General features: G+C 43.2%; 19 protein-coding genes and 1 tRNA gene. 9 read left to right on the top strand and 11 right to left on the bottom strand.

Translation table 11 applies throughout. The annotated features are described in order from the left end of the window. Nucleotides 1-37: 37 nt before the first annotated feature. Nucleotides 38-1,783: a bifunctional alpha/beta hydrolase/class I SAM-dependent methyltransferase gene (locus tag A4G17_RS06395; RefSeq protein WP_123956399.1), complete on the bottom strand. Its 1,746-nt coding sequence runs from the start codon at nucleotides 1,781-1,783 to the stop codon at nucleotides 38-40. 11 nt (nucleotides 1,784-1,794) lie between these two features. Next, a complete protein-coding gene (locus A4G17_RS06390; RefSeq protein WP_123956400.1) occupies nucleotides 1,795-2,388 on the bottom strand; it encodes a CDP-alcohol phosphatidyltransferase family protein in 594 nt (197 codons plus the stop codon). A 149-nt stretch (nucleotides 2,389-2,537) separates the two neighbouring features. On the opposite strand from A4G17_RS06390, the gene tnaC reads away from it, so the two are divergent. The 3 genes from tnaC (at nucleotide 2,538) to A4G17_RS06375 (ending at nucleotide 5,511) form a co-directional block, all read left to right on the top strand. Further along, nucleotides 2,538-2,675, top strand: a complete 138-nt coding sequence (tnaC, locus tag A4G17_RS10380) for a tryptophanase leader peptide (protein WP_418886405.1) — start codon at nucleotides 2,538-2,540, stop codon at nucleotides 2,673-2,675. A gap of 90 nt (nucleotides 2,676-2,765) precedes the next feature. Next, nucleotides 2,766-4,181, top strand: coding sequence for a tryptophanase (gene tnaA, locus A4G17_RS06380; protein WP_123956402.1), 1,416 nt, complete (start codon nucleotides 2,766-2,768; stop codon nucleotides 4,179-4,181). 103 nt (nucleotides 4,182-4,284) lie between these two features. Then, nucleotides 4,285-5,511, top strand: a complete 1,227-nt coding sequence (locus A4G17_RS06375) for an aromatic amino acid transporter (protein ID WP_123956403.1) — start codon at nucleotides 4,285-4,287, stop codon at nucleotides 5,509-5,511. A 113-nt stretch (nucleotides 5,512-5,624) separates the two neighbouring features. Here A4G17_RS06375 and clpB read toward each other — a convergent pair whose 3' ends face one another. Beyond that, complete coding sequence (gene clpB / locus A4G17_RS06370; RefSeq protein ID WP_123956404.1) at nucleotides 5,625-8,198, bottom strand: ATP-dependent chaperone ClpB; 2,574 nt, start codon at nucleotides 8,196-8,198, stop codon at nucleotides 5,625-5,627. A gap of 320 nt (nucleotides 8,199-8,518) precedes the next feature. Beyond that, the gene (gene metK / locus A4G17_RS06365) at nucleotides 8,519-9,673 is read right to left on the bottom strand and encodes a methionine adenosyltransferase (protein ID WP_123956405.1); all 1,155 of its coding nucleotides are present in this window, start codon (nucleotides 9,671-9,673) and stop codon (nucleotides 8,519-8,521) included. Nucleotides 9,674-10,028: 355 nt separating this feature from the next. Between metK and A4G17_RS06360 the strand changes: the two genes are divergently transcribed. Both A4G17_RS06360 and argE read left to right on the top strand, forming a co-directional pair. Continuing rightward, a complete protein-coding gene (locus A4G17_RS06360; RefSeq protein ID WP_148087022.1) occupies nucleotides 10,029-10,679 on the top strand; it encodes a hypothetical protein in 651 nt (216 codons plus the stop codon). Then, complete coding sequence (gene argE, locus A4G17_RS06355; protein ID WP_123956407.1) at nucleotides 10,679-11,821, top strand: acetylornithine deacetylase; 1,143 nt, start codon at nucleotides 10,679-10,681, stop codon at nucleotides 11,819-11,821. The genes A4G17_RS06360 and argE overlap by 1 nt, the downstream gene beginning before the upstream one ends. 199 nt (nucleotides 11,822-12,020) lie before the next feature. Here argE and A4G17_RS06350 read toward each other — a convergent pair. The 4 genes from A4G17_RS06350 to htpG form a co-directional block, all read right to left on the bottom strand. Continuing rightward, nucleotides 12,021-12,096: transfer RNA gene (locus A4G17_RS06350), tRNA-Asn, on the bottom strand. Between the two features lie 89 nt (nucleotides 12,097-12,185). Continuing rightward, on the bottom strand, nucleotides 12,186-12,935 hold the full coding sequence (moeB, locus tag A4G17_RS06345) for a molybdopterin-synthase adenylyltransferase MoeB (protein ID WP_123956408.1): 750 nt from the start codon (nucleotides 12,933-12,935) through the stop codon (nucleotides 12,186-12,188). Next, entirely contained in the window at nucleotides 12,935-14,092 is a 1,158-nt protein-coding gene (gene hemW, locus A4G17_RS06340) for a radical SAM family heme chaperone HemW (RefSeq protein ID WP_123956409.1), read from the bottom strand. Before hemW ends, moeB begins: the two co-directional genes overlap by 1 nt. A 167-nt stretch (nucleotides 14,093-14,259) precedes the next feature. Continuing rightward, entirely contained in the window at nucleotides 14,260-16,143 is a 1,884-nt protein-coding gene (gene htpG / locus A4G17_RS06335; protein WP_123956410.1) for a molecular chaperone HtpG, read from the bottom strand. A 137-nt stretch (nucleotides 16,144-16,280) separates the two neighbouring features. Here htpG and A4G17_RS06330 point away from each other — a divergent pair, with 137 nt between their 5' ends. From A4G17_RS06330 to A4G17_RS06315, 4 genes are all read left to right on the top strand, one after another. After that, the gene (locus A4G17_RS06330) at nucleotides 16,281-16,493 is read left to right on the top strand and encodes a hypothetical protein (RefSeq protein ID WP_165894264.1); all 213 of its coding nucleotides are present in this window, start codon (nucleotides 16,281-16,283) and stop codon (nucleotides 16,491-16,493) included. An 82-nt stretch (nucleotides 16,494-16,575) separates the two neighbouring features. Continuing rightward, nucleotides 16,576-18,024: a catalase gene (locus A4G17_RS06325; RefSeq protein WP_123956411.1), complete on the top strand. Its 1,449-nt coding sequence runs from the start codon at nucleotides 16,576-16,578 to the stop codon at nucleotides 18,022-18,024. 250 nt (nucleotides 18,025-18,274) lie between these two features. Next, a complete protein-coding gene (locus A4G17_RS06320; RefSeq protein ID WP_123956412.1) occupies nucleotides 18,275-18,913 on the top strand; it encodes a hypothetical protein in 639 nt (212 codons plus the stop codon). Further along, nucleotides 18,913-19,998 carry a metallophosphoesterase gene (locus A4G17_RS06315; protein ID WP_123956413.1) on the top strand — a complete coding sequence of 362 codons (1,086 nt, stop codon included), beginning with the start codon at nucleotides 18,913-18,915 and terminating at the stop codon, nucleotides 19,996-19,998. Before A4G17_RS06320 ends, A4G17_RS06315 begins: the two co-directional genes overlap by 1 nt. A 36-nt stretch (nucleotides 19,999-20,034) precedes the next feature. Here A4G17_RS06315 and folK read toward each other — a convergent pair whose 3' ends face one another. The 3 genes from folK to dksA all read right to left on the bottom strand — a co-directional run bounded on the left by folK (nucleotide 20,035) and on the right by dksA (nucleotide 22,726). Continuing rightward, on the bottom strand, nucleotides 20,035-20,508 hold the full coding sequence (gene folK / locus A4G17_RS06310; RefSeq protein WP_123956414.1) for a 2-amino-4-hydroxy-6-hydroxymethyldihydropteridine diphosphokinase: 474 nt from the start codon (nucleotides 20,506-20,508) through the stop codon (nucleotides 20,035-20,037). Further along, complete coding sequence (gene pcnB, locus A4G17_RS06305; protein WP_418886385.1) at nucleotides 20,508-22,025, bottom strand: polynucleotide adenylyltransferase PcnB; 1,518 nt, start codon at nucleotides 22,023-22,025, stop codon at nucleotides 20,508-20,510. The genes folK and pcnB overlap by 1 nt, the downstream gene beginning before the upstream one ends. Before the next feature lie 251 nt (nucleotides 22,026-22,276). Next, on the bottom strand, nucleotides 22,277-22,726 hold the full coding sequence (dksA, locus tag A4G17_RS06300; RefSeq protein WP_123956416.1) for an RNA polymerase-binding protein DksA: 450 nt from the start codon (nucleotides 22,724-22,726) through the stop codon (nucleotides 22,277-22,279). Between the last annotated feature and the right edge of the window lie 128 nt (nucleotides 22,727-22,854).

Here is a 22,854-nt window from a genome sequence, read left to right as displayed (position 1 = left end):
ATTTTGCAATTTTTTTCTCGGAACTGACCGCTTGTCATCAACGTTTTCGTGCAAGGCTAACAGTAAAAATACCGTCTTCATCAATCCATTGATGGATTTTTTCAAAGCCTGCTTTTTCAACGAGTTGATCCATTTCTTGTTGTGATCGACGACGCATTATCCAATCTGGGCTTCCTTCTTTATGGCTGGTTAAGCAACGAGCAATCATCTCTAACTGTGGATGCCAAGGCTGCCCTGTATAAATCAAATAGCCACCTTGTTGAATCGCATCGCCAAAGCCGTACAGCGAATTTAAAATTAACTCATTGTCAGCAAAGAGTTCATGTAGTCCCGAGACAATGCCTAAGGTTGGTGCAGGCTCAAGATCTTGATAATTGGCTCGATCAAACGCATTCACTTGCTCAAACATCGCAATATCTTGCAGATTTCGTTCAAAGATCAATTTACGCCCAGCTTCAACATTAATCGGGCTGTAATCCCTTAAACGGATTGAATGAGGTAAATTATCTGTGGTGAGTGCATCTAAAACATAACGACCATGCCCAGACGCAATATCTAAAACATGAATCGGTTGATCCGCTGCACGTAATTTAGCAAACGCCAGTTGAATCGCTTTACCAATATTCACTTTACGCTGACGAATTCCCCGCCAACCAATAGCATTGAGGTAATTTTTATCAACCAATTCACCAAACTTATTTGTTCCTTGTGGCTGATTTTGATAAACATAATCCAGCGTACTCCCAGAGTCGAAACCCGTTTCTTGTCCCAGCTTCAAGCCTTGACTCCAACGAGCACCTAATTTCATCAGCCAACGGTAGCTTGCCCAGAAAAAGCCTTTTACGGAAAAGAAGGATAATGGCGTGGCTAATTGATCCGCCTCGGTGCGACTAGGACTATAAATATGCGACTGTGAAACATCTACCACTTGCAATGGCTCTGCAAAACGTTCCTGAATAAAACGTCGCACTGCTTTAAGGGCAATTTCTCGATTTTCTTCGCCTAAAGTGTCGTGATAAAACCCTTTAAGCACATGGCGTTCTTTTATATGACTGCCTAAGCGGTTATAGAACTCGTGTTGCGGTTGATGATGAACAACCCAGTCACTTCCTGAAATCAAAAGCTGAATGGGTGTGGTAATCGCTTGAGCATCTGCAACGACTCGTTCAGACGCATCATATAGCCCTAGTAAAATTCGCACGGAAATTGCTCGAGCAATTAATGGATCGTTATTGTAACTCTCTTGGCGTGCTTTATTGTGAGTAAGATAATGTGCTTTAACATAGCTATTCACAAAGAAGTTGCCTTTCCATTTATACATCAAACGTAATCCTTCACGAGCAAAAGGCACATAGAGTTTCACTTTAAAGGCAGGTGATGCCAAAATGGCACAACGAATTTTAGGGGCATAATCATGTAGCCAAGTAGAAACTAACACTGCACCAACGCTCTGTGCGATCACTGCGATATTTTCAAGTTTGATTTGGTAGGTTTGCTCAATATGCTGCATAAAATCTTGAATATCTGCCACCGAAGTGCCCAAACTTGGGCTATCACCTCGTTCCCCAGGGCTATGTCCGTGTCCGCGCGCATCCCAAGCAAAATAGGCAAAGTCGTCTAATCCTAGCTCATCAGCCAGAAACATCATTCGTCCAGAATGTTCGTGTCCTCGATGAAATAACACAATCGCTTTATCATTTTGTCCTTGCAATGCTGGACGATAACGATAAAACAGTTGTGTGCCATCACTCGTTGTAAAATAGTTTTGTTGTTCTTGTTGCATATTCTATTCCTCTAAATTAATCCGTTTCTCACTCGTTTATAGCAAGTCACAATTAGCATGATACAAGCCCCCCACATCAGCCAAACAAATAGGGGAGGGAAAGTCCCTGCAATGGCGTACCAAAGACCTAAAGCACCGATCAAAAAGGCTCGGTCGCTCTTACCTAATGGTCCATCATATCGCCGACTGTTGCCATGTACTTGCCCTAAAATGCCACACATTTCTGTTAATAAAGCAAGCCAAATAAATAATCCGATTTGCCAAAAGTGAAATGGTACGATTAAAGCAAAAGGTAAATAGAGAAAGGAATCTGAAATCACATCAGTCAGCTCGTTAAGATAGCCACCTAATTGAGATTGTTGATGAAACTCTCGGGCAAGCATTCCATCTATGGCGTTTAGTGCCATTCGTAAGAAAAGCCATAAAGGCAATAATAGAAAAAGGGCTGAATGCGTTGAAAAACAACAAAGTAATACCCCAACAAAGACAGAAATAAGACAAGCCAAAACGGTGACTTGATTCGCTGTTACGCCTTTATCATACAAGCGTTGCACTATCGGACGTAACAAATTTTGAAATGCGGGTTTTAAAGAATAAATACTCATAGAGCCCCCACGCTGGGTAAAACGTCTTGCCATTAAAATCTAACTCTTGTGAAAAAGCAAGCATTGATTATTTTGTGAGCTACATCACAAATTTTAAACAAAAAACATGACAAAATTTAACCAAAACGTTAGATTTATTGACAGCATTGATGAGATATCATCAATGTCTTGATGCCATAAATCCTATTATCACTGAAAAGGATACGTTTATGACACAAATACTATCCCCTAACCAAATCTGGATCATCGTTGATCCCAAGCTCTCTTTTTTCTTTCCCATAATTTGATCGTTTTCTTTGTTTGTTTCCCAATCATTTGATTCTACAAAATAAATTCATTTTATTTTGTCCCATTCTCTATTCATTAAGGACGTTACAATGGAAAATTTTAAACATTTACCAGAGCCTTTCCGTATTCGTGTCATTGAGCCAGTAAAACGCACAACACGTGAGTATCGTGATCACGCTATTCTTAAAGCCGGTATGAATCCATTTTTATTAGACAGTGAAGATATTTTTATCGATCTTCTCACTGATAGTGGCACAGGTGCAGTCACACAAGAAATGCAAGCCGCAATGTTACGTGGAGATGAAGCCTATAGCGGCAGCCGCAGTTACTACGCTCTTGCCAATGCGGTAAAAGAGATCTTTGGCTACGAATACACTATTCCGACTCACCAAGGCCGTGGAGCTGAACAAATTTATATTCCTGTCCTAATCCGCAAACGCGAACAGGAAAAAGGGCTTGATCGGAATAAAATGGTCGTTTTTTCCAACTATTTCTTCGATACAACTCAAGGTCATAGCCAAATTAATGGGGCTACGGTTCGTAACGTTTATACCAAAGAAGCTTTTGACACAGGCGTTAATGCCGATTTCAAAGGCAATTTTGATTTAGAAAAACTCGAACAGGGTATTCAAGAAGTCGGTGCCAATAATGTGCCTTATATCGTTTGTACTATTACTTGTAACTCTGCTGGTGGGCAGCCGGTGTCACTGGCGAATATGAAAGGGATGTATGAAATTGCACGTAAATACGATATTCCTGTGATTATGGATTCTGCTCGTTTCGCTGAAAATGCTTACTTTATTCAGCAACGAGAAACGGCTTACAAAGATTGGACCATTGAACAGATCACTTATGAAAGCTATAAATATGCCGATGCTCTCGCTATGTCTGCCAAAAAAGATGCAATGGTTCCAATGGGCGGTTTGCTGTGCTTCAAAGAGAGTTCAATGGAAGATGTTTATAATGAATGCCGCACACTTTGTGTAGTACAGGAAGGCTTCCCAACCTATGGTGGTTTAGAAGGTGGGGCCATGGAACGTTTAGCCGTAGGCTTGCGAGATGGTATGCGTCAAGACTGGCTGGCGTATCGCATAAATCAAATTGAATATTTAGTGAATGGCTTAGAAGAAATTGGCATTGTTTGCCAACAACCCGGTGGACACGCCGCTTTCGTTGATGCCGGTAAACTATTGCCACATATCCCCGCAGATCAATTCCCCGCACAAGCTCTGGCGTGTGAACTTTATAAAGTGGCAGGCATTCGAGCGGTTGAAATTGGCTCATTCCTTCTCGGTCGAGATCCAAAAACAGGCGAACAACTGCCTTGCCCTGCCGAATTGCTACGATTGACCATTCCTCGAGCCACTTATACACAAACGCATATGGATTTTATTATTGAAGCGTTCAAACAAGTCAAAGAAAATGCAAAAAATATCAAAGGGCTTACCTTCACCTACGAGCCAAAAGTGCTCCGCCACTTTACCGCTCGTTTGAAAGAGGTGTAAAACGGCAAAACAAGATGGTGGGCATCTCGCCCACCTTTTGCAAAATTTATTGATCATCTGACCGCTTGTTGCGGTGAGTCTCTCGTCTAAAAGGAAATTGATTATGCAAAAGACACCTTCAATTTTTGGCGGTGCCTGTATTATCGCGAGTGTTTGTGTTGGTGCGGGAATGTTAGGTTTACCAACTTCTGGTGCAGGTGCTTGGACAATTTGGTCGATCATCACGATCTGTTTCACCATGCTAATAATGACGCTTTCAGGTGGGCTACTGCTTGAAGCCTATAAACATTATGATTTACGGGCATCTTTTAATACGGTAACCAAAAGTATGCTTGGTAATACTGTCAATATTATCAATAACTTAGCTGTTTATTTTGTTGGTGGTATTTTACTTTACGCTTATACCACCGCCTCTGGGGAAGTTCTTGCAGGGCTGACCAGCGATTTTATTAAACTCGACTCACGTTTATGGTCAGTGATTTTCGTCTTAGTTTTCTCCTATTTTGTTTGGCACTCCACTCGCATTGTCGATCGTATTTCCGTGCTACTGATCATTTTTATGTCATTCAGTTTTATTCTGAGTATTTCAGGACTCACCGCCAATATCGATCTCGGAAAATTATTTAACCCGCAAAGTAGCGACCCAAACTACGCTATTTATGCCATGGGGCTTCTACCCGTTGCACTCACCTCTTTTGGCTATCATCACTCTGTCTCTACAATGCGAGCCTATTATGGTGATGAATACAAAGCGAAGAAAGCCATTATCGGAGGCACGACAATCGCTTTAACTCTTTATTTACTTTGGGTTATCGCTATTTTTGGCAATCTCTCACGAGATCAATTTGCTCCCGTTCTCGAACAAAGCGGAAATTTAGATGTCCTGCTGGCTGCATTGGGTAATGTGATTGAATCAAGCACACTGAAACAAGCCATCAATGCTTTCTCTATCGCCGCCATCCTATCGTCTTTCATTGGCGTTGGCTTGGGAGTATTTGACTTCTTAGCCGATTTCTTCAAATTTGATAATAGTAAAACAGGGCGAGCAAAATCTTGGGCGGTCACATTCCTACCACCGCTCATCTTATCTGTTGCTTTCCCACTTGGATTCTTAAAAGCCATTGGCTACGCAGGTGCAGTTGCCACCATTTGGACGTGCATCATTCCCGCAATGCTTGCAAAAAAATCCCGCTCAATGCCAAATGGCAACACGGGATTCATTGTATGGGGCGGGAATTTCACCATTGTGTTACTGATTATTTTTGGCGTTGTCACCGCCGTCTTCCACTTCCTTTCCATGTTCAACTTATTGCCTGCCTTCAAAGGCTAGCCCAAACAAGCGGTGACTTCCGACAGATTTTTTGCAAATTTTTTATCGGAAGCCACCGCTTGTCGTCTTCCACCCATAAAAAAACCTCGCTGTTGCGAGGTTTTTGTTGATGATTATTGCAACGCCACAATTCGTTCGTCTTGGTAATCCACCACCACATCTTTATTTGGCAACAATTTGCCAGATAAAATTTGCTGTGCAAGTGGGTTTTCAATTTCTTGCTGAATTGCCCGTTTGAGCGGTCTTGCACCAAACAATGGGTCAAAACCTGCAGCTCCGATATGATCCACCGCCGCATCGGTGACTGTCACGTGATAGCCTCGCTCTGCCATGCGTTTGATTAAACGTGCTAATTGAATACGAGCAATCGCACGAATGTTGTCTTTATCAAGCGGATGGAACACTACGGTTTCATCAATACGGTTGATAAATTCTGGTCGAAAGTGCTGCCCAACCACATTCATCACTACGGCCTTCATTTCGTCATAGTTCATGTTTTCCGCATTTTCTTGGATTAAATGTGAACCCAAGTTTGAGGTCATAATCACCACCGTATTGCGGAAATCAACCGTGCGACCTTGACCGTCGGTCAACCGTCCATCATCAAGTACTTGCAGCAAGATGTTAAACACATCTGGGTGGGCTTTTTCCACTTCATCGAGCAAAATCACCGAATATGGACGGCGGCGAACCGCTTCAGTTAAGTATCCCCCTTCTTCATAGCCGACATAACCCGGAGGGGCACCAACCAAGCGAGACACGCTATGTTTTTCCATAAATTCGGACATATCGATCCGCACCATTGCGTCTTCACTATCGAATAAGAAATTCGCCAAGGTTTTACACAATTCGGTTTTCCCTACCCCCGTAGGCCCTAGGAATAAGAATGAACCAATCGGGCGGTTCGGGTCAGAAAGCCCTGCACGACTACGACGAATGGCATTCGCTACGGCATCAACCGCTTCTGATTGCCCGATCACACGTTTATGTAACACCTCTTCCATTTTGAGTAATTTCTCTTTCTCGCCTTCCATCATTTTTGAAACAGGAATGCCTGTAGCACGAGAAAGCACTTCGGCGATTTCTTCGTCCGTAACACGGGTGCGTAGCAGCTGCATTCCGCTCTCTTCAGACTCATGTTTTTCCGCTTCTGCTAACTGTTTTTCGAGAGTTGGAATGATACCGTATTGCAACTCTGCCATTTTCTCGAAGTTATTTTCACGGCGAGCCTGTTCCATTTTCAAACGAGCATTTTCCAATTCTTCTTTTACGTGTTGTGCACCAAGCAAGGCGGATTTTTCTGCTTTCCACACTTCTTCTAGCTCCGCATATTCACGCTCACGAGCGGTCAGATCCTCACTCAATTTTGCAAGTCGCTGACGGCTAGCTTCGTCATCTTCTTTTTGTAACGCCTGCTGTTCTAATTTGAGCTGGATAATTCGGCGTTCAAGGCGATCAAGCGGTTCCGGTTTGGAATCAATTTCCATCCGCAAGCTAGATGCGGCTTCGTCAATCAAATCAATCGCTTTGTCTGGCAACTGACGGTCGCTAATATAACGGTGCGATAGGGTCGCTGCCGCCACGATTGCTGGGTCAGTAATTTGCACGTGGTGGTGAATTTCATAACGCTCTTTCAAACCACGTAAAATCGCAATGGTATCTTCCACCGTTGGCTCATCCACCAATACTTTTTGGAAACGGCGTTCCAGTGCTGCATCTTTTTCAATGTATTGACGATATTCGTCTAAAGTCGTTGCTCCAACACAGTGCAGTTCACCCCGAGCGAGAGATGGTTTCAGCAAGTTGCCCGCATCCATCGCCCCATCTGTTTTGCCCGCTCCGACCATGGTGTGAATTTCGTCGATGAATAAAATCACCTGACCTTCTTCTTTCGCCAGTTCGTTCAACACCGCTTTTAAACGCTCTTCAAACTCACCACGATATTTCGCTCCTGCGATCAACGCCCCCATATCAAGCGATAATACACGTTTGTTTTTCAAGCCTTCAGGCACTTCGCCATTAACAATGCGTTGTGCTAACCCTTCCACAATCGCCGTTTTACCCACGCCCGGTTCACCAATTAACACTGGGTTGTTTTTGGTACGGCGTTGCAACACTTGAATCGCACGGCGAATTTCTTCATCACGACCAATCACAGGGTCTAACTTGCCACTACGAGCCCGTTCGGTTAAATCAATGGTATATTTTTGCAATGCTTGGCGGGTTTCTTCCGCATTTTGACTATTCACGTTCTCTCCTCCACGAATTTGTTGAATGGCTGCTGTCACTTTTTCTTTAGTCAGCCCGACATTTTTCAGTAATTTGCCTAATTCACCGCTATCGTCCAACGCAGCTAACACAAACAATTCCGATGAAATAAAGCTATCGCCGAATTGTTGTGCTAATTTATCGCATTGATTTAACAAGCGGAAAAGTTGCTGTGATGGCTGAATATTGGTGCCTTGCACTTGTGGCAAGCGGTTGATCATACTCTCCAACTCGCTCACCAATTTTGCCGCTGGCACATTTAATGCCGTGACAAGCGGTGCAGTGGAGCCATCACTTTGTCTCATCAATGCCAACATCAAATGCACAGGCTCGATGTAAGCATTGTCTTTACCAATCGCTAAAGACTGTGCTTCGGCAATCGCTTCTTGGAATTTGCTGGTAAATTTATCGATATTCATAGCGTTCCTTTCAATTGAGTGTAGGGTGAGCCTCGACCCACCAATAAATTCAAAACTGTAATGGTAGGTTAAAACCCACCTTACCATTTAGACAAAACAATAAATTGGGCTTGTCAAGAGTATTTCAAGAGAAAATGTGAAGAAGATCACAAAAAATTATTTAACTGAATAAAAATTCAACGTATTTTGGTGGGTTCGCTGGGCGACGAGTTCGACGGGAAGAGATTTCAGCAATTTGTTCATCGCTGAATTGATCAAGAGGGATATGGGCGTCAATCATAGATACAAAAATCCCCCTTTGGTAAGGGGGATTCTCTCAATTATTTCAAACCAGCCGCTTCTCTTAATGCGGCTGCTTTGTCGGTTTTTTCCCAAGGGAAATGTTCACGACCAAAGTGACCGTAAGCGGCCGTTTCACGATAGATTGGGCGAATTAAATCTAACATTTGAATTAAGCCGTACGGGCGTAAATCGAAGAATTCACGCACTAATTTCACCAAAACGTCATTTGCGACTTTGCCCGTGCCGAAAGTTTCCACCATAATTGAGGTTGGTTCGGCAATACCGATCGCATAAGAAAGTTGGATTTCACAACGATCTGCCAAACCTGCCGCGACGATATTTTTTGCTACATAGCGTGCCGCATAAGCCGCTGAACGGTCCACTTTTGATGGATCTTTACCCGAGAACGCCCCACCACCGTGACGCGCTGCACCGCCGTAGGTATCAACAATGATTTTACGTCCTGTTAAACCGCAGTCGCCCATTGGTCCACCGATCACGAAACGTCCCGTTGGGTTGATGAAGTATTTGGTGTCTTGGCTCAACCATTCGCTTGGCAATACTGGCTTGATGATTTCTTCCATTACGCCTTCAAAAACGTCTTTTTGTGACACGTGTTCTGCGTGCTGAGTTGAAAGCACCACCGCATCAATGCCTTTGATTTTGTTATCTTCATAAATGAAAGTGAGCTGGCTTTTCGCATCGGGACGTAACCAATCTAGTTTACCCGATTTACGCACTTTCGCTTGCTGTTCCATTAAACGATGGGCGTAAGTAATGGGTGCTGGCATCAATACTTCCGTTTCATTTGTCGCATAGCCGAACATAATCCCTTGGTCGCCCGCCCCTTGCTCTAATGGGTTGGCACGATCTACGCCTTGATTAATGTCTGGTGACTGTTTGCCGATCGCATTCAACACCGCACAAGAGTGCGCATCAAAGCCCATATCCGAGTGGGTGTAGCCGATGTCACAAATCACTTGGCGGGTTAAGTTTTCGATATCCACCCACGCTGATGTGGTGATTTCACCGCCCACCAATGCCATACCGGTTTTCACATAGGTTTCACACGCCACACGCGCTTTGGGGTCTTGTTTGAGAATTTCGTCTAATACCGCATCAGAAATTTGGTCGGCGATTTTATCTGGATGTCCTTCAGACACAGACTCAGAAGTAAATAAATTGATTGTCATTTTGCTATCCTTTTGATTTATCTAAATTTTTATGTATAAAACAAGCGGTCAGTTTCGCATCACATTTTGCAAAAAATTGCCATGATCTGACCGCTTGCACAAATTATTTTTGGAAGTTTTTCCATCTAGACGTCTATAATACGTTTTTTCTGCCGAGCTGACAAATTATTTTTCTGATCGTACAACACAAGATTTTCGGTTTTGTGCTAAATTTACCGCAATGAGAGACGATGGATCCCCTAAAATGAAACAAGCAAGCCTCAATTCCCTTATCCACATAATAAAAAATCAATACCAAAAACTGGAAGACTTTTTTACTAAAGGGTCATTTGGCGTAATCTTTTACCCTATTCTTATGCACCCTTGCGTTCGCCATAGTCACTCTTTTGTCGTGAAAATCTTTGCGATACTCTCGGTTTTTATCGGTTTATATTTTTTATTTGCGGAACTCATTGCTATTCTTTTCAGTGATGCCTCGCTTTCGGCTTATCTGCATCATACTATTTTCGAATTAGCACAGCCTCAGGGCACGTTGATTGATGAAAAAGCCGTGTTTAACTCGCCACTTTCCTTTGTAATTCGTGCTTCTTTTCTGACTCAAGGCTACTTGTTTGCGGTAATTTATTGGTTTGCGGTAATGCGAATAACTCACGGAATCCGCCTGATAACAGGGCTTCTTGCCATTTTAATCAGCTGCGGAATGATATTGATCTCTTCCGCTCAAGGCGGTAAATGGACAGTTGGTGGGCTGCAAAATCTAGGGGTTAGCCTCACTTTTTTACTCGGCAATCTTATGCTCATCATCACGGCATTAACCATAAAAGCCTCTGACCTTTCGTTATTCCGACAGTTCAGTGTCATTGCTGGCAGTCTTGGGCTCGCTGCTATTTTAGTCAGCTTATTCCAACCAACCGAATACTTGCCCCTATTAGAAAGAATCAGTTTATACAGCCTGCTCATTTGGGAAATTGCCGCAGGCTTTGCGATTTTAAGACAGGTGAAATAATGACGAAATCCATTCCTTTTTTACAACGTTATCAGCAGCTTATCGAAATCCCTACTATCAGCAGTTTAGAACCGCAATTTGATTTAACCAATCGACCGCTTATCGAATTGCTTGCCAGTTGGCTGGTGGATTTTGGCTTTAAAACGGAGATTATCAAAGTCGAAGGTAGCCGAGAAAAATATAATTTATTGGCGACTTATGGCGAAGGTGAAGGCGGCTTATTACTTGCAGGGCATACAGACACCGTACCATTTGATGAAGGACGTTGGCAGTTCGCCCCCTTCAAACTGACCGAAAAAGACGGCAAATTCTACGGCTTAGGCAGTGCCGATATGAAAGGCTTTTTTGCATTTGTGGTCGACGCCGTCAGCCAAATCGATCTGAGCAAACTCACCAAACCGCTTCGCATTCTCGCCACTGCCGATGAAGAAACCACTATGCTCGGAGCCAGAACCTTTGCTCAACACGCCCACATTCGCCCTGATTGTGCAATTATCGGTGAGCCGACGTCGCTTAAACCGATCCGAGCTCACAAAGGGCATCTAGCCGAAGCGGTGAGAATTATCGGTAAATCGGGGCATTCCAGCGATCCTGCGAATGGCGTAAATGCGATCGAAATTATGCACCAAGCCACTTGCAATTTATTGGCACTAAAGCACCGCTTGCAACAAGATTTTCGCAATGAATTATTCAAAGTGCCTTATCCAACGATGAACTTCGGCAATATCCACGGCGGCGATGCATTAAACCGCATTTGTGCCTGCTGTGAATTGCAGCTTGAAATTCGTCCGCTGCCGCATTTGGCGGTGCAAGATCTGCAAGATTTACTGCAACAAAGCCTTGCCCCGCTGATTGCGGAATATGGCGACCGCATCGAAATTCGTCATCTGCACGGCGGTATCCCCGGCTATGAATGCGAACATTCGGAACAAATTGTACAAGTGGTAGAAAAATTACTCGGCGAGAAATGTGAGTCAGTCAATTACTGCACGGAAGCCCCGTTTATCAACCAACTCTGTCCCACTTTGGTGCTTGGTCCTGGCGCCATCGAACAAGCCCACCAACCTGATGAGTTTCTCGACAGCCGCTTCGTTCGCCCAACGCAAGCGTTGCTGACAAAACTGATTTATCACTTTTGCTAATACAAGCGGTCAGATCCGCCAAAAGATTTGCAAAAAATTTTACGGAACGGACCGCTTGTACCGTAAATTTAGGATAAAAAAAAGCCCTCAACATGGAGGGCAATATTTTTGATCTAATTCTGGAGGTATGAATTGGTGTCTTATTAAAGGAGACAAATAAAACAACGATCAAAAATAAAAACTAAAGGAGGAAATTAGTTGGCTCCTCTTGCTGGACTTGAACCAGCGACATACGGATTAACAGTCCGCCGTTCTACCGACTGAACTAAAGAGGATCAACCGATGCATATAATAAGCGAAAGAAACAACTTGGTCAAATCACTTAACCAAAACTTGCACAACTTTTAACATTGTTTCCTACTGATCAGAGTTCTTTACAAATGGAACAATTTGGTAACTTAGGCAACTGCATTTCTCGCACTGAGAAATTGAGCCCGTCAATCATCAGCAGCTTGCCTGACAAGGTTTTGCCGATATTCATCAAAATCTTCATTGTTTCTAGCGCTTGCAGCGTTCCTACCACGCCAACAATCGCAGAAATCACCCCCGCTTCCACACAGCTCAATACATTTTCACCAAACAGTTGGCTCAAGCATTGATAGCACGGCTCACCTTGCTGATAGCGAAACACCGATACTTGCCCTTCAAAGCGAATTGCCGAGCCCGATACAAGCGGTCGCTTATGACAAAAACATTGCAAATTCAATAAATTACGAATTTCAACATTATCGGTGCAATCCACCACCACATCAAACTGTGGGATCAGCGCGGCCCATTCACTTTTGCTCAATTTCGCATTAATCGTTTCAATTTCAATATGCGGATTTAACGCCGCCAAGCGTTTTTTTGCCGACTCCACTTTCGGCTCGCCGATATTTTCGTCTGTATGTAAAATTTGGCGTTGCAAGTTCGACAGAGAAACCGTATCGAAATCGACCAACGTCAAATGCCCAACACCGCCGCTAGCGAGATATTGCGAGGCAGCACAGCCCAAACCGCCTAAGCCCACAATCAGCACGCGACTGGCTTTGAGTTTTTCCTGCCCGTCAAAATCGACACTTTTCAGCACAATTTGGCGGTTGTAACGCAACATTTCTTGATCGCTGAGTTCCATTATTCTAAAAATCCTTGCAAAAGTTCGTTTAAAAACAGCTTGCCTTGCTGAGTAATTTGCCAATGGCTTGTGGTTTCGCTGAGATAATTTTTCCCCAATGCCCAATCGATTGTCGGGCGAACGATTTCTTGCGACAAGCCTGTGTAGCCTTCAAATTCGGCTTTGGGCGTAGCTTCCAACAAGCGAAAACGATTCATAAAAAATTCAAAAGGGCGATCCGCCATTTCAACCAAATCTTGCTGATACAAATACTCGCCTCGCATATAGCCTTTCGGATGCTTGGTTTTACTAAAGCGGTAGATTTCACCCGTTGGATAGCTTATTTTGCCGTGGGCACCGCAGCCAATCGCTAAATAATCGCCAAACCGCCAATAGTTCAAATTGTGCTGGCATTGAAAGCCTTTTTTGGCGTAGGCAGACGTTTCATACTGCTCATAGCCCGCTCTCGTTAAAAGCTGATGCCCTTGCTCGAAAATATCCCACAATTCATCATCATCGGGCAACGTTGGCTGGCGGTAGTAAAACATCGTATTCGGCTCAATGGTGAGCTGATACCACGAAAGATGCGGCGGGGCGAGTTCAATCGCTTGGCGTAAGTCGTTCAAGGCTTGGGCAACGGACTGATTTGGCAAGCCGTGCATTAAATCCACATTGAAGCTGCGTAGCCCAAAATTTGCAGAATGTTTAGCGAAACTGACCGCTTGTCTCGCCTCTTGGCTGTCGTGGATCCGTCCGAGCTTGAGCAATTTTTCAGGTTCAAAACTCTGAATCCCCATTGAAATACGGTTCACACCACCTTGAGCGTAGCCGATAAAGCGTTCCGCTTCCGCTGTGCCGGGGTTCGCTTCTAACGTGATTTCCAAATTCGGTGCAAAGGCGATCCGCTTTTCAATTTCTGCCAATAAATAGGCAATACCGTCCGCTGAGAACAAACTCGGTGTGCCTCCCCCGATAAAAATGGAATGAATCTTCCGCTCGCCAATCGCCGAGCGATAATGTTCAAGATCCTGCGTAAGATCCGCCAACAGATGCTGAATATAGTCGCGTTCAGGAATGGCTCCCTTTTGAGCGTGGGAATTGAAATCACAGTACGGACATTTCTGCACGCACCAAGGAATATGAATGTAAAGGCTAAGTGGGGGTAAGGTGAGATTCACAGTAAATTCTAACGATAAAAAATAGCGACATTATCCCTTGTCACTATTTGGTTGTCTAGTTTGCAAAAAATTGTGAGAAACTGACCGCTTGTTACCTGCTTGCAAGCGATCAGTTTCTCAGAAAGTTTTGCAATTCATAGGCGGGATTTCCCCGCCCTTTTCATTGATTATCCAAGCAATTTATTCATCCGTTTAATAAACGCTGTTGGATTTTCTAATGTACCACGTTCTGCAAGTAACGCTTGTTCGAACAGCAATTCTAACCAATCGTTAAATTGATCTTCATCGGCAATGTCGGCAACACGTTTGATCATCGGGTGATCGGGGTTGAGCTCAAAAGTGTATTTCACTTCTGGGGCTTGCTGACCCATTGCGGCGAACAATTTTGCCATTTGGGTGGTCATTTCATCACTGTCCGTGGAGACAACCGCAGGAGTGTCCGTCAAGCGGTGGGTAAGTGCCACTTTTTTAACTCGCTCGCCGAAGTAACTTTTTGCTCGTTCTAAGAAGCTGGCAAATTCGGCTTCTTGAGCTTTTTGGCTGTCTTCTTCCTGTTTGTCGGCAAGATCACCTAAATCTAAATCGGATTTGGTGATACTTTGTAGCGGTTTGCCGTCAAATTCGGTTAAATGTCCAAGCAACCATTCATCAATGCGGTCGGAAAGCAACAACACTTCGATGCCTTTTTTGTTGAACAATTCTAAATGTGGGCTATTTTTAGCGGCGGTGTAGCTGTCAGCGGTTACATAATAAATCGCTTTTTGTCCGTCTTTCATTCTTGCAAGATAGTCGGCAAAACTGACCGCTTGTTCGCTACTGTCACTGTGAGTCGAAGCAAAACGTAGCAAGCCTGCGACTTGGTCTTTGTTGGTAAAATCTTCGCCCACCCCTTCTTTTAGCACTAATCCAAACTCTTTCCAAAATTGTTGATATTGCTCTGGGTTATCTTTCGCAAACTTTTCCAACATTTGCAGCGAGCGTTTGGTCAATGCCGAACGCAATGCCGCAGTGGTTTTGTTATCTTGCAAAATTTCACGGGAAACGTTGAGTGGCAGGTCGTTGCTGTCGAGCAAACCACGCATAAAACGCAGGTAATTTGGCATAAAGAGTTCGGCATCATCCATAATGAAGACCCGTTGTACATAGAGCTTCAAGCCGTGTTTGTGATCACGGTTGAATAAATCCCACGGGGCTTTGCTCGGTACATAGAGCAGGCTGGTGTATTCCTGTTTACCTTCAACTTTATTATGCGACCAAAGCAGCGGATCGGCAAAATCATGACTCAAATGTTTGTAGAACTCTTTGTATTCCTCGTCCGAAATCTCATTTTTAGAACGTGTCCACAGGGCTTGAGCTTTGTTGATTTTTTCCCACTTGGTGCCAACTTCTTTCCCTTCGTCATCATATTCTTTGGTGAGAATTTCCACTGGCAAGCCGATATGATCAGAATATTTGCCAATGATTTCGCGTAATTTCCATTCGCTTAAGAAGGCTTTTTCATCATCACGCAAGTGTAAAATCACTTCCGTGCCACGCTCTTTTTTCTCAATGTCGGCAACGGAATATTCACCTTCACCCGCAGATTCCCAAAGCACACCTTGCTCCGCCGAAAGTCCTGCTGCACGGCTGCGAACAGTCACTTTATCTGCCACGATAAAGGCAGAATAGAAACCGACGCCGAATTGCCCGATCAACTGGCTATCTTTGGCTTGCTCGCTGCCAAGAGCGTTTAAAAATTCTTTGGTGCCTGATTTGGCTATTGTGCCAAGATGATCGATGATTTGCTCACGGCTCATTCCGATGCCGTTATCGCTAACCGTTAGCGTACCGAGAGTTTCATCAACACTAATACGAACCCGCAATTCGCCATCGCCTTCGTACAACTCAGGATGAGAAAGGGCTTTGAAACGCAATTTATCCGCTGCATCAGACGCGTTGGAAATCAACTCACGCAGGAAAATTTCTTTGTTGGAGTAAAGGGAGTGGATCATCAATTGAAGCAGTTGTTTGACTTCCGATTGAAAGCCACGAGTTTCTTGATTTTGGCTCATAATGTTCCTTTTGATTAGTAAAATTTTTCAAAAAAATGACCGCTTGTAGGCGGAAAACGAGCTTATAAATAGGGATGAGTGGGCGGATTTCAAGCCACAATTATAAATTTCCTCGCTCTCGAAGGACTTTTTCTTAAATGACTTCAAAAGTGAAGGTAGTTAATCAACAGTTTCCAGACAGCCATACCACTTCACAACGAAGTTCTTCCCTCATTCAGACATTGAAAGTGCCTTTAAGCAGAACAAGCGATCTGATTTTTTCTGAATTTTGCGGCATAGGTAAAGAAAATAGACTTAAATTATTGAGAATAGCTATCAATAAATTAATTTTGATAGCTATTTTTTATTGATTTGATAGTTTGAGGGCCAAAAGCAATCCGCATATAATCCGCCCCGAATTGATTACCTATTACCCTTTTAGGAGATTTTATTATGTCTAAATGCCCATTTGATCATGGTTCAAAAACATTAACTAACGCAGCAGGTGCACCTGTTGTTGATAACGATAACACAATGTCTGCTGGCCCTCGTGGTCCATTACTTTTACAAGATGTATGGTTCCAAGAGAAATTAGCACACTTCGCACGTGAGCGTATTCCTGAGCGTGTTGTTCATGCTAAAGGTTCTGCAGCTTATGGTACTTTCAAAGTTACAGCAGACATCACTAAATACACCAAAGCAGCGGTATTCAAACCAGGTGCTGAAACTGAAGTTTTATTACGTTTCTCAACCGTTGCGGGTGAGCGTGGTGCAGCAGATGCAGAGCGTGATGTGCGTGGTTTCTCATTAAAATTTTACACAGAACAAGGTAACTGGGACTTAGTAGGTAACAACACACCAGTATTCTTTATTCGTGATCCATTAAAATTCCCAGATTTTATTCACACCCAAAAACGTAACCCACAAACTAACTTACGTGATGCAAACGCTGCGTGGGATTTCTGGTCACGTCACCCTGAGTCAATGCACCAAATTATGACATTGTTCTCAGATCGTGGTATTCCTGCGACGTTACGTCACATGAACGGTTACGGTAGCCACACTTATAGCTTTGTAAACGAAGCAAATGAGCGTTTCTGGGTGAAATTCCACTTCAAAACACAACAAGGTCACAAATTCTTCACTAACGAAGAAGCGGCGAAAGTTGTGGGTGAAAACCGTGAATCAAGCCAACAAGATTTATACGAAGCAATCGAGCGTGGTGAATTCCCACGTTGGACTGTTCAAGTACAAATCATGCCTGAAGCAGATGCACACAAACACAACTATGCATTTGACTTAACCAAAGTATGGCCACACGCGGATTACCCCGTAATCGAAGTGGGTGTTTTAGAATTAAGCCGTAACCCAGTAAACTACTTCGCAGAAGTTGAGCAAGCGGCATTCGCTCCATCTAACATCGTTCCGGGAATTGGTTTCTCGCCAGACCGTATGTTACAAGGTCGTCTGTTCTCTTACCAAGATGCACAGCGTTACCGTTTAGGTGTGAACCACCACCAAATCCCAGTAAACGCACCAAAATGCCCATATCACACAACTCATCGTGATGGTGCAATGCGTGTAGATAACAACGGTGGTAACAACCCTAACTATGCACCAAATCGTTTCGAAACTTATGTGCCGACACACGACCAAGTGCCTTTACAAATCGAACGTGAAGCAGCACACTTTGACTTCCGCGAATACGATAACGATTACTACTCACAACCAGCAGCACTTTACAACATCTTCACTGCTGAAGAGAAAGATCGTTTAGCGGGTAACTTTGCAGCAGGTTTATCTGGTGTAACTGTACCTGAAATTGTTGAACGCCAAATGGCACACTTTGAGAAAGTGAGCACCGAATTAGCAAACGCAATCCGTCAAAAACTTGCAAAATAGTTTAGACATATTTTCTCCTTACACAAACTTGTGTTTGCTATAACCCTAAGCCCTACCGCAAGGTAGGGCTTTCTTTTATGTTTTATTTAAAAATTCATTTTTTAGATAAAAAAACGTAACTTATTATTCGATATTTAGGTAAAATACCGAGCATTTTCTCAATAATTAGAAAATCTGAATTTCACGGTGCTAAATAAAGCACAGAATAGAACGTATTCTTTTATTTAAAATAATTAGTAAGGAGCATCAAATGCAAGTTGGTAGTCTTAATGACTTTGTTGGAGAGGTTAAAAATAAAATTCAAGTCATTTTTAAATCAGAGGGTTTTGAAACAACAAATGGATATGGCGAACCCTATTTAAAAATTATTTCTTCAACCTTTAGTGATAACGTAAATTGTGCGATTGTTTTGCCTTCATTAGGGCAGCATCCAAGTGAAGAAATTCGAGTTGAACATGTTGGACAATTAACAACCGAAGTGCTCACAACAAAGCTACGTAAATATTACGGCGGTAGCAAATCTGGTATGAAATTAGAGAATAATAATGGCATTACGCTACCGCAAGGGTTAAGCATTCGCCTATTTGGAACCTTTAATGAACTCGATCACAAACACCCATTATTTGAGTCGCAAGAAATTATTAAACGAATCCTGCTGAATATCAGAAAAATCTATAATCAATTTAATTGTAATGTGGTATTTTCTGCCGCCAGCATGGGCGTAGATACTTATGATGTCGTTTGTGATTTATATGTAGGTTCCATGGTTGTGAATTCCTTCCGCTTCACAAAATCAGTCAATGAAGACGACAGTAATGAGCTAGAAGATGTAATCACGACCGATCTAATGAAACGTATTCAAGCAGCACCACAGAATTATAGTTTGTAATGGAATTACGTCATTATATTACATTAGCTATTGCCGTATTAGCGTTACAGTTTTTACTTTACTGTTTTGCTCGTACGGCAGCTTGGTTATTCAAGCTCTCAAATAGCGGATTTAAACGGTTTGCAATAAGCAGTTATTTGATTGCCAATGGGATGATGTTAATCCACATCACACAGATCGTTCCTATTTTCCGAACCGTTGCCCTCGTGCTTACGTTGCTGCTTTTTCTGTTTCTCATCAGTAGCATCACCTTGGTTATTTATTGGCTCTGCAAGCGGTCAGTTCCGACTAAAAATTTGCAAATCGGGTTACGTATTGCCTACCCTATTGCGTTTTTCGGCTTGGTTGGGCTGGCAATCTACAATGCTTATACCCCTAAGGTAGTGCATTATTCAATCACGCTTGATAAAGCACTGGCTCCTATGCGTATTGGTGTGGCAAGCGATTTTCACTTAGGTAAGTTATTTGGCAGTAATCAGCTTGATCAACTTGCTGATATTTTCAATGAACAGAAAGTTGATCTGATTTTGCTCCCTGGCGATATTATGGACGATAATGTTGATGCCTATCTCGCAGAGCAAATGCAACCACACTTGGCGAAATTACAAGCGCCGCTTGGTGTATATGCCACATTAGGCAATCATGATTTTTTTGGTGCTCAACGCAAAATTGCAAGTGAAATTCAAAAAGCAGGTATTCAAGTTCTGTGGGATCAAGCGGTCAGTTTAGGCGGAAAATTTACCATTATTGGACGCAATGATGAGCTCAATAAAAAACGCCCAGCAACCGAACAGCTGTTGCAAAATGTGGATACATCCAAACCTGTTTTCCTACTCGATCATCGCCCAACTGGGATTGTTAAACACAGCCAATTGCCGATTGATGTGCAAGTCTCTGGGCATACCCATAACGGGCAAATCTTCCCCGCGAATTTGATCACCCGCATGATGTACCGCTTAAACCATGGCTACGAAAAAATTGGTTTAGGGCACTATTTTGTCACATCCGGCTACGGCTTCTGGGGTATTCCAATGCGACTAGGGTCGCAGTCTGAAGTGATGATTATTGATGTAAAAGGACGTTAAAAGCCACCGCTTGTTGAACAAACAAGCGGTGTTTTTTTAGCTCAATTTTACCATTTGATGAGAAGCAAATTGCAGATAAAGCTCGGCTAATGCCACGCCTGTTGGCAACACAAGATCGGGGGCGATCTCGTACAACGGCACAATCACAAATTCTCGATTGTGCATATCATAATGGGGGATGGTGAGCCGTTCAGTTTGAATTTGCTGATTGCCGTAAAGCAAAATATCCAAATCCAGCGTGCGTTCGCCCCAACGGCGTAAACGTACTCGACCTTGTTGATTTTCAATGCCTTGCAGCTTATCAAGCAGCTCGCAAGCGGTCAGTTCCGTCTCGAATTTTGCAACCGCATTGACATAATCGGGCTGATCTTGTGGACCAAGCGGCTTACTACCGTAAAAACGGCTTACTGTAAAATTTTTTGCAAAACTTTCTAAGGAACTGACCGCTTGTTTAAGCTGCTCAAGGGGATTATCCAAATTTGAGCCGAGGGCAATATACACCGTTTCCATCAATTTTCCCCTACGGTTGCTGAAGCTGCTGATTTTTTCTTGCGATGAAATCGACGACGTGGTTTGCGTTTTTTCTTCGGCTGCTCATCACGGAACGTTGGCAATGGTTTCACACTTTTGAGCAATTCTTGGCGTTGTGCATCATTGCTGAATTGGTATTCGTGCCACCACGCACTGAGCTCGACTAAATCGCCGCCTTCAATTTCTGCTCGCATCACTAACAAGTCAAAACCTGCACGAAATTTGATGTGTTCCAACGTTTGTTGCGGGCGTTTACCCGTACGTTTCGGGAACTGAAATTGCAACGCCCAAATATCCCGAATGACTGCGGTATAACGACGATGTAACGCTACAGCTTTGCAGCTCTCCGCTAAAATATCGTTTGCAGCCAATGCCATTGCATCAAAGGTATTCAAACCGCCTTCGTTTTTCAGTTCATCAATTTTTTCTCGCAATGGATACCAAAGCAACGCAGCAAATAAGAACGCCGGATTCACTCGCAAATTATCACGAATGCGATCATCCGTTGAAGTTAACGCTTTGGCTAACATTCTCTCCGCGTTGGAATCATTTTGCTCGGTGAAAAATGGCAATAGTACAGGGAAAAGCTGCTCAAATAGCCCATATTTTCGCAATAATTCATAGGTTTTAAAACCTTGCCCCGATTGCAATAATTTCAACGATTCTTCAAACAAACGGGCAGGCGGAATATGCCCAAGTAAATGTGCCATAGTGCGAATGGGTTCATCGCAGGCTTTATCGAGATACATATCCAGTTTCGCCATAAAACGAATCGCTCGTAGCATTCGTACAGGATCTTCCTGATAACGTACAACGGGATCACCAATCAAACGCAATTTCCCCGCATTGAGATCAGCAATACCGTCAAAAAAGTCAAAAATCAGGTTGTGTGCGACATCGTAATACAAGGAATTAATACTAAAATCGCGCCGTTCAGCATCTTCACGCAAGGTGCCGTAAACGTTGTCTCGCAATAACATTCCGACATCGTTGGTTTTAGAGATTTTTTCGTTTTGACTGTTTTCGTGCCCTGCCCGAAAGGTCGCGACTTCGTAAATTTCTCGCCCATAAACAAGATGAGCTAAGCGGAAACGGCGACCAATTAACCGACATTGACGCCCAAAAATTTTCTGGATTTCTTCTGGGCGAGCATTGGTGGCAATATCAAAATCTTTGGCTTTCAAGCCAAGTAGCAAGTCTCGCACGCAACCACCCACCATATAAGCTTCATAGCCGTTTTTGTGTAATTTATTCACAATCGCTATGGCGTTGCTAGGGAAATCTTTTGGACTGATACCGTACTGGCTGGCACTCACGCTGTATTTCTTATGTTTAATATGAGAAGCCGACACGGAATTTTTCTTTGAATGGGATTTCTTAGATGCGGGTTTGTTATCGTCCGCACAACTTGGTTTTGGACGAGCGTTTAACGTTGGTGTTTCTGTTCTAGCAACCACATGCGATGTATTTCTCGCTTTTTTTTGCTTTGAAAACAAAGATTTGATGTAATTAAAAATAATTCACCTCTAACATACTACCTTCTCCCCTTACGGGGAAGGAACAGATTTGAGCCTCATTCAGAAGCGAAAATCAGAGATAGGGCATTCGCAAAAAATCAGTAACAACTGACCGCTTGTTAGCCCTCTCTCCGACAAAAACTGAATATCTTTTTGCCTGTTTCTCTCCTGCAATCAGGCAAGATACCATATGCATAAAATAGGATAGCATTTGCTATCCTTTCTTTTTATTAGCCGCCCATCTGTTTTTCACGGATTTCGGCAAGGGTTTTACAATCAATACAAAGCTCTGCCGTTGGGCGAGCCTCTAAGCGTTTTAAGCCAATCTCAATGCCACAGGCATCACAATAGCCATAATCGCCAGAATCTAGTTTGACCAATGTTTGTTCTATTTTTTTCAATAGCTTACGTTCACGATCACGGTTACGAAGCTCAAGGCTGAACTCTTCTTCTTGTGTAGCACGATCAGCAGGGTCTGCAAAATTAGTCACATCATCTTGCATTTGGCTTTTGGTACGTTCTGCTTCTTCCATAATTTGAGCGTGCCAGGCTTTTAAAATTTTACGGAAATGTTCAATTTGAGAATCGCTCATGTATTCTTCATTTTCGCCCAGTTGGTAAGGGGTCACGCCAGCAATCGCTAACAAGCTCAGTGAGTTGATATTTGGCACTTGAGTCATAAGTCACTCCTGTTTTCTTTGTATGATTCTTCCCTAAGCACAACATTTTAGGGGCTTCCAAAAAGTGCGTATAAATAGCAGAAGTTCATCTACTTGGCAAATGGATTTTCCTAAATTTGCGAAAGGGG

Origin of the sequence: Frederiksenia canicola, assembly GCF_011455495.1 — a bacterium.
GTDB lineage: Bacteria > Pseudomonadota > Gammaproteobacteria > Enterobacterales > Pasteurellaceae > Frederiksenia > Frederiksenia canicola.
The sequence above is the reverse complement of the archived record's forward strand: the minus strand, read 5'-3'. Positions and strand labels throughout refer to the sequence as shown.

Excerpts from the sequence above, each read along its gene's own strand:
- A4G17_RS06395 (WP_123956399.1), bottom strand. The coding sequence starts at position 1,783 with ATGCAACAAGAACAACAAAACTATTTTACAACGAGTGATGGCACACAA.
- A4G17_RS06390 (WP_123956400.1), bottom strand. The coding sequence starts at position 2,388 with ATGAGTATTTATTCTTTAAAACCCGCATTTCAAAATTTGTTACGTCCG.
- tnaC (WP_418886405.1), top strand. The coding sequence starts at position 2,538 with ATGAGATATCATCAATGTCTTGATGCCATAAATCCTATTATCACTGAA.
- tnaA (WP_123956402.1), top strand. The coding sequence starts at position 2,766 with ATGGAAAATTTTAAACATTTACCAGAGCCTTTCCGTATTCGTGTCATT.
- A4G17_RS06375 (WP_123956403.1), top strand. The coding sequence starts at position 4,285 with ATGCAAAAGACACCTTCAATTTTTGGCGGTGCCTGTATTATCGCGAGT.
- clpB (WP_123956404.1), bottom strand. The coding sequence starts at position 8,198 with ATGAATATCGATAAATTTACCAGCAAATTCCAAGAAGCGATTGCCGAA.
- metK (WP_123956405.1), bottom strand. The coding sequence starts at position 9,673 with ATGACAATCAATTTATTTACTTCTGAGTCTGTGTCTGAAGGACATCCA.
- A4G17_RS06360 (WP_148087022.1), top strand. The coding sequence starts at position 10,029 with ATGCACCCTTGCGTTCGCCATAGTCACTCTTTTGTCGTGAAAATCTTT.
- argE (WP_123956407.1), top strand. The coding sequence starts at position 10,679 with ATGACGAAATCCATTCCTTTTTTACAACGTTATCAGCAGCTTATCGAA.
- moeB (WP_123956408.1), bottom strand. The coding sequence starts at position 12,935 with ATGGAACTCAGCGATCAAGAAATGTTGCGTTACAACCGCCAAATTGTG.
- htpG (WP_123956410.1), bottom strand. The coding sequence starts at position 16,143 with ATGAGCCAAAATCAAGAAACTCGTGGCTTTCAATCGGAAGTCAAACAA.
- A4G17_RS06330 (WP_165894264.1), top strand. The coding sequence starts at position 16,281 with ATGACTTCAAAAGTGAAGGTAGTTAATCAACAGTTTCCAGACAGCCAT.
- A4G17_RS06325 (WP_123956411.1), top strand. The coding sequence starts at position 16,576 with ATGTCTAAATGCCCATTTGATCATGGTTCAAAAACATTAACTAACGCA.
- A4G17_RS06320 (WP_123956412.1), top strand. The coding sequence starts at position 18,275 with ATGCAAGTTGGTAGTCTTAATGACTTTGTTGGAGAGGTTAAAAATAAA.
- A4G17_RS06315 (WP_123956413.1), top strand. The coding sequence starts at position 18,913 with ATGGAATTACGTCATTATATTACATTAGCTATTGCCGTATTAGCGTTA.
- folK (WP_123956414.1), bottom strand. The coding sequence starts at position 20,508 with ATGGAAACGGTGTATATTGCCCTCGGCTCAAATTTGGATAATCCCCTT.
- dksA (WP_123956416.1), bottom strand. The coding sequence starts at position 22,726 with ATGACTCAAGTGCCAAATATCAACTCACTGAGCTTGTTAGCGATTGCT.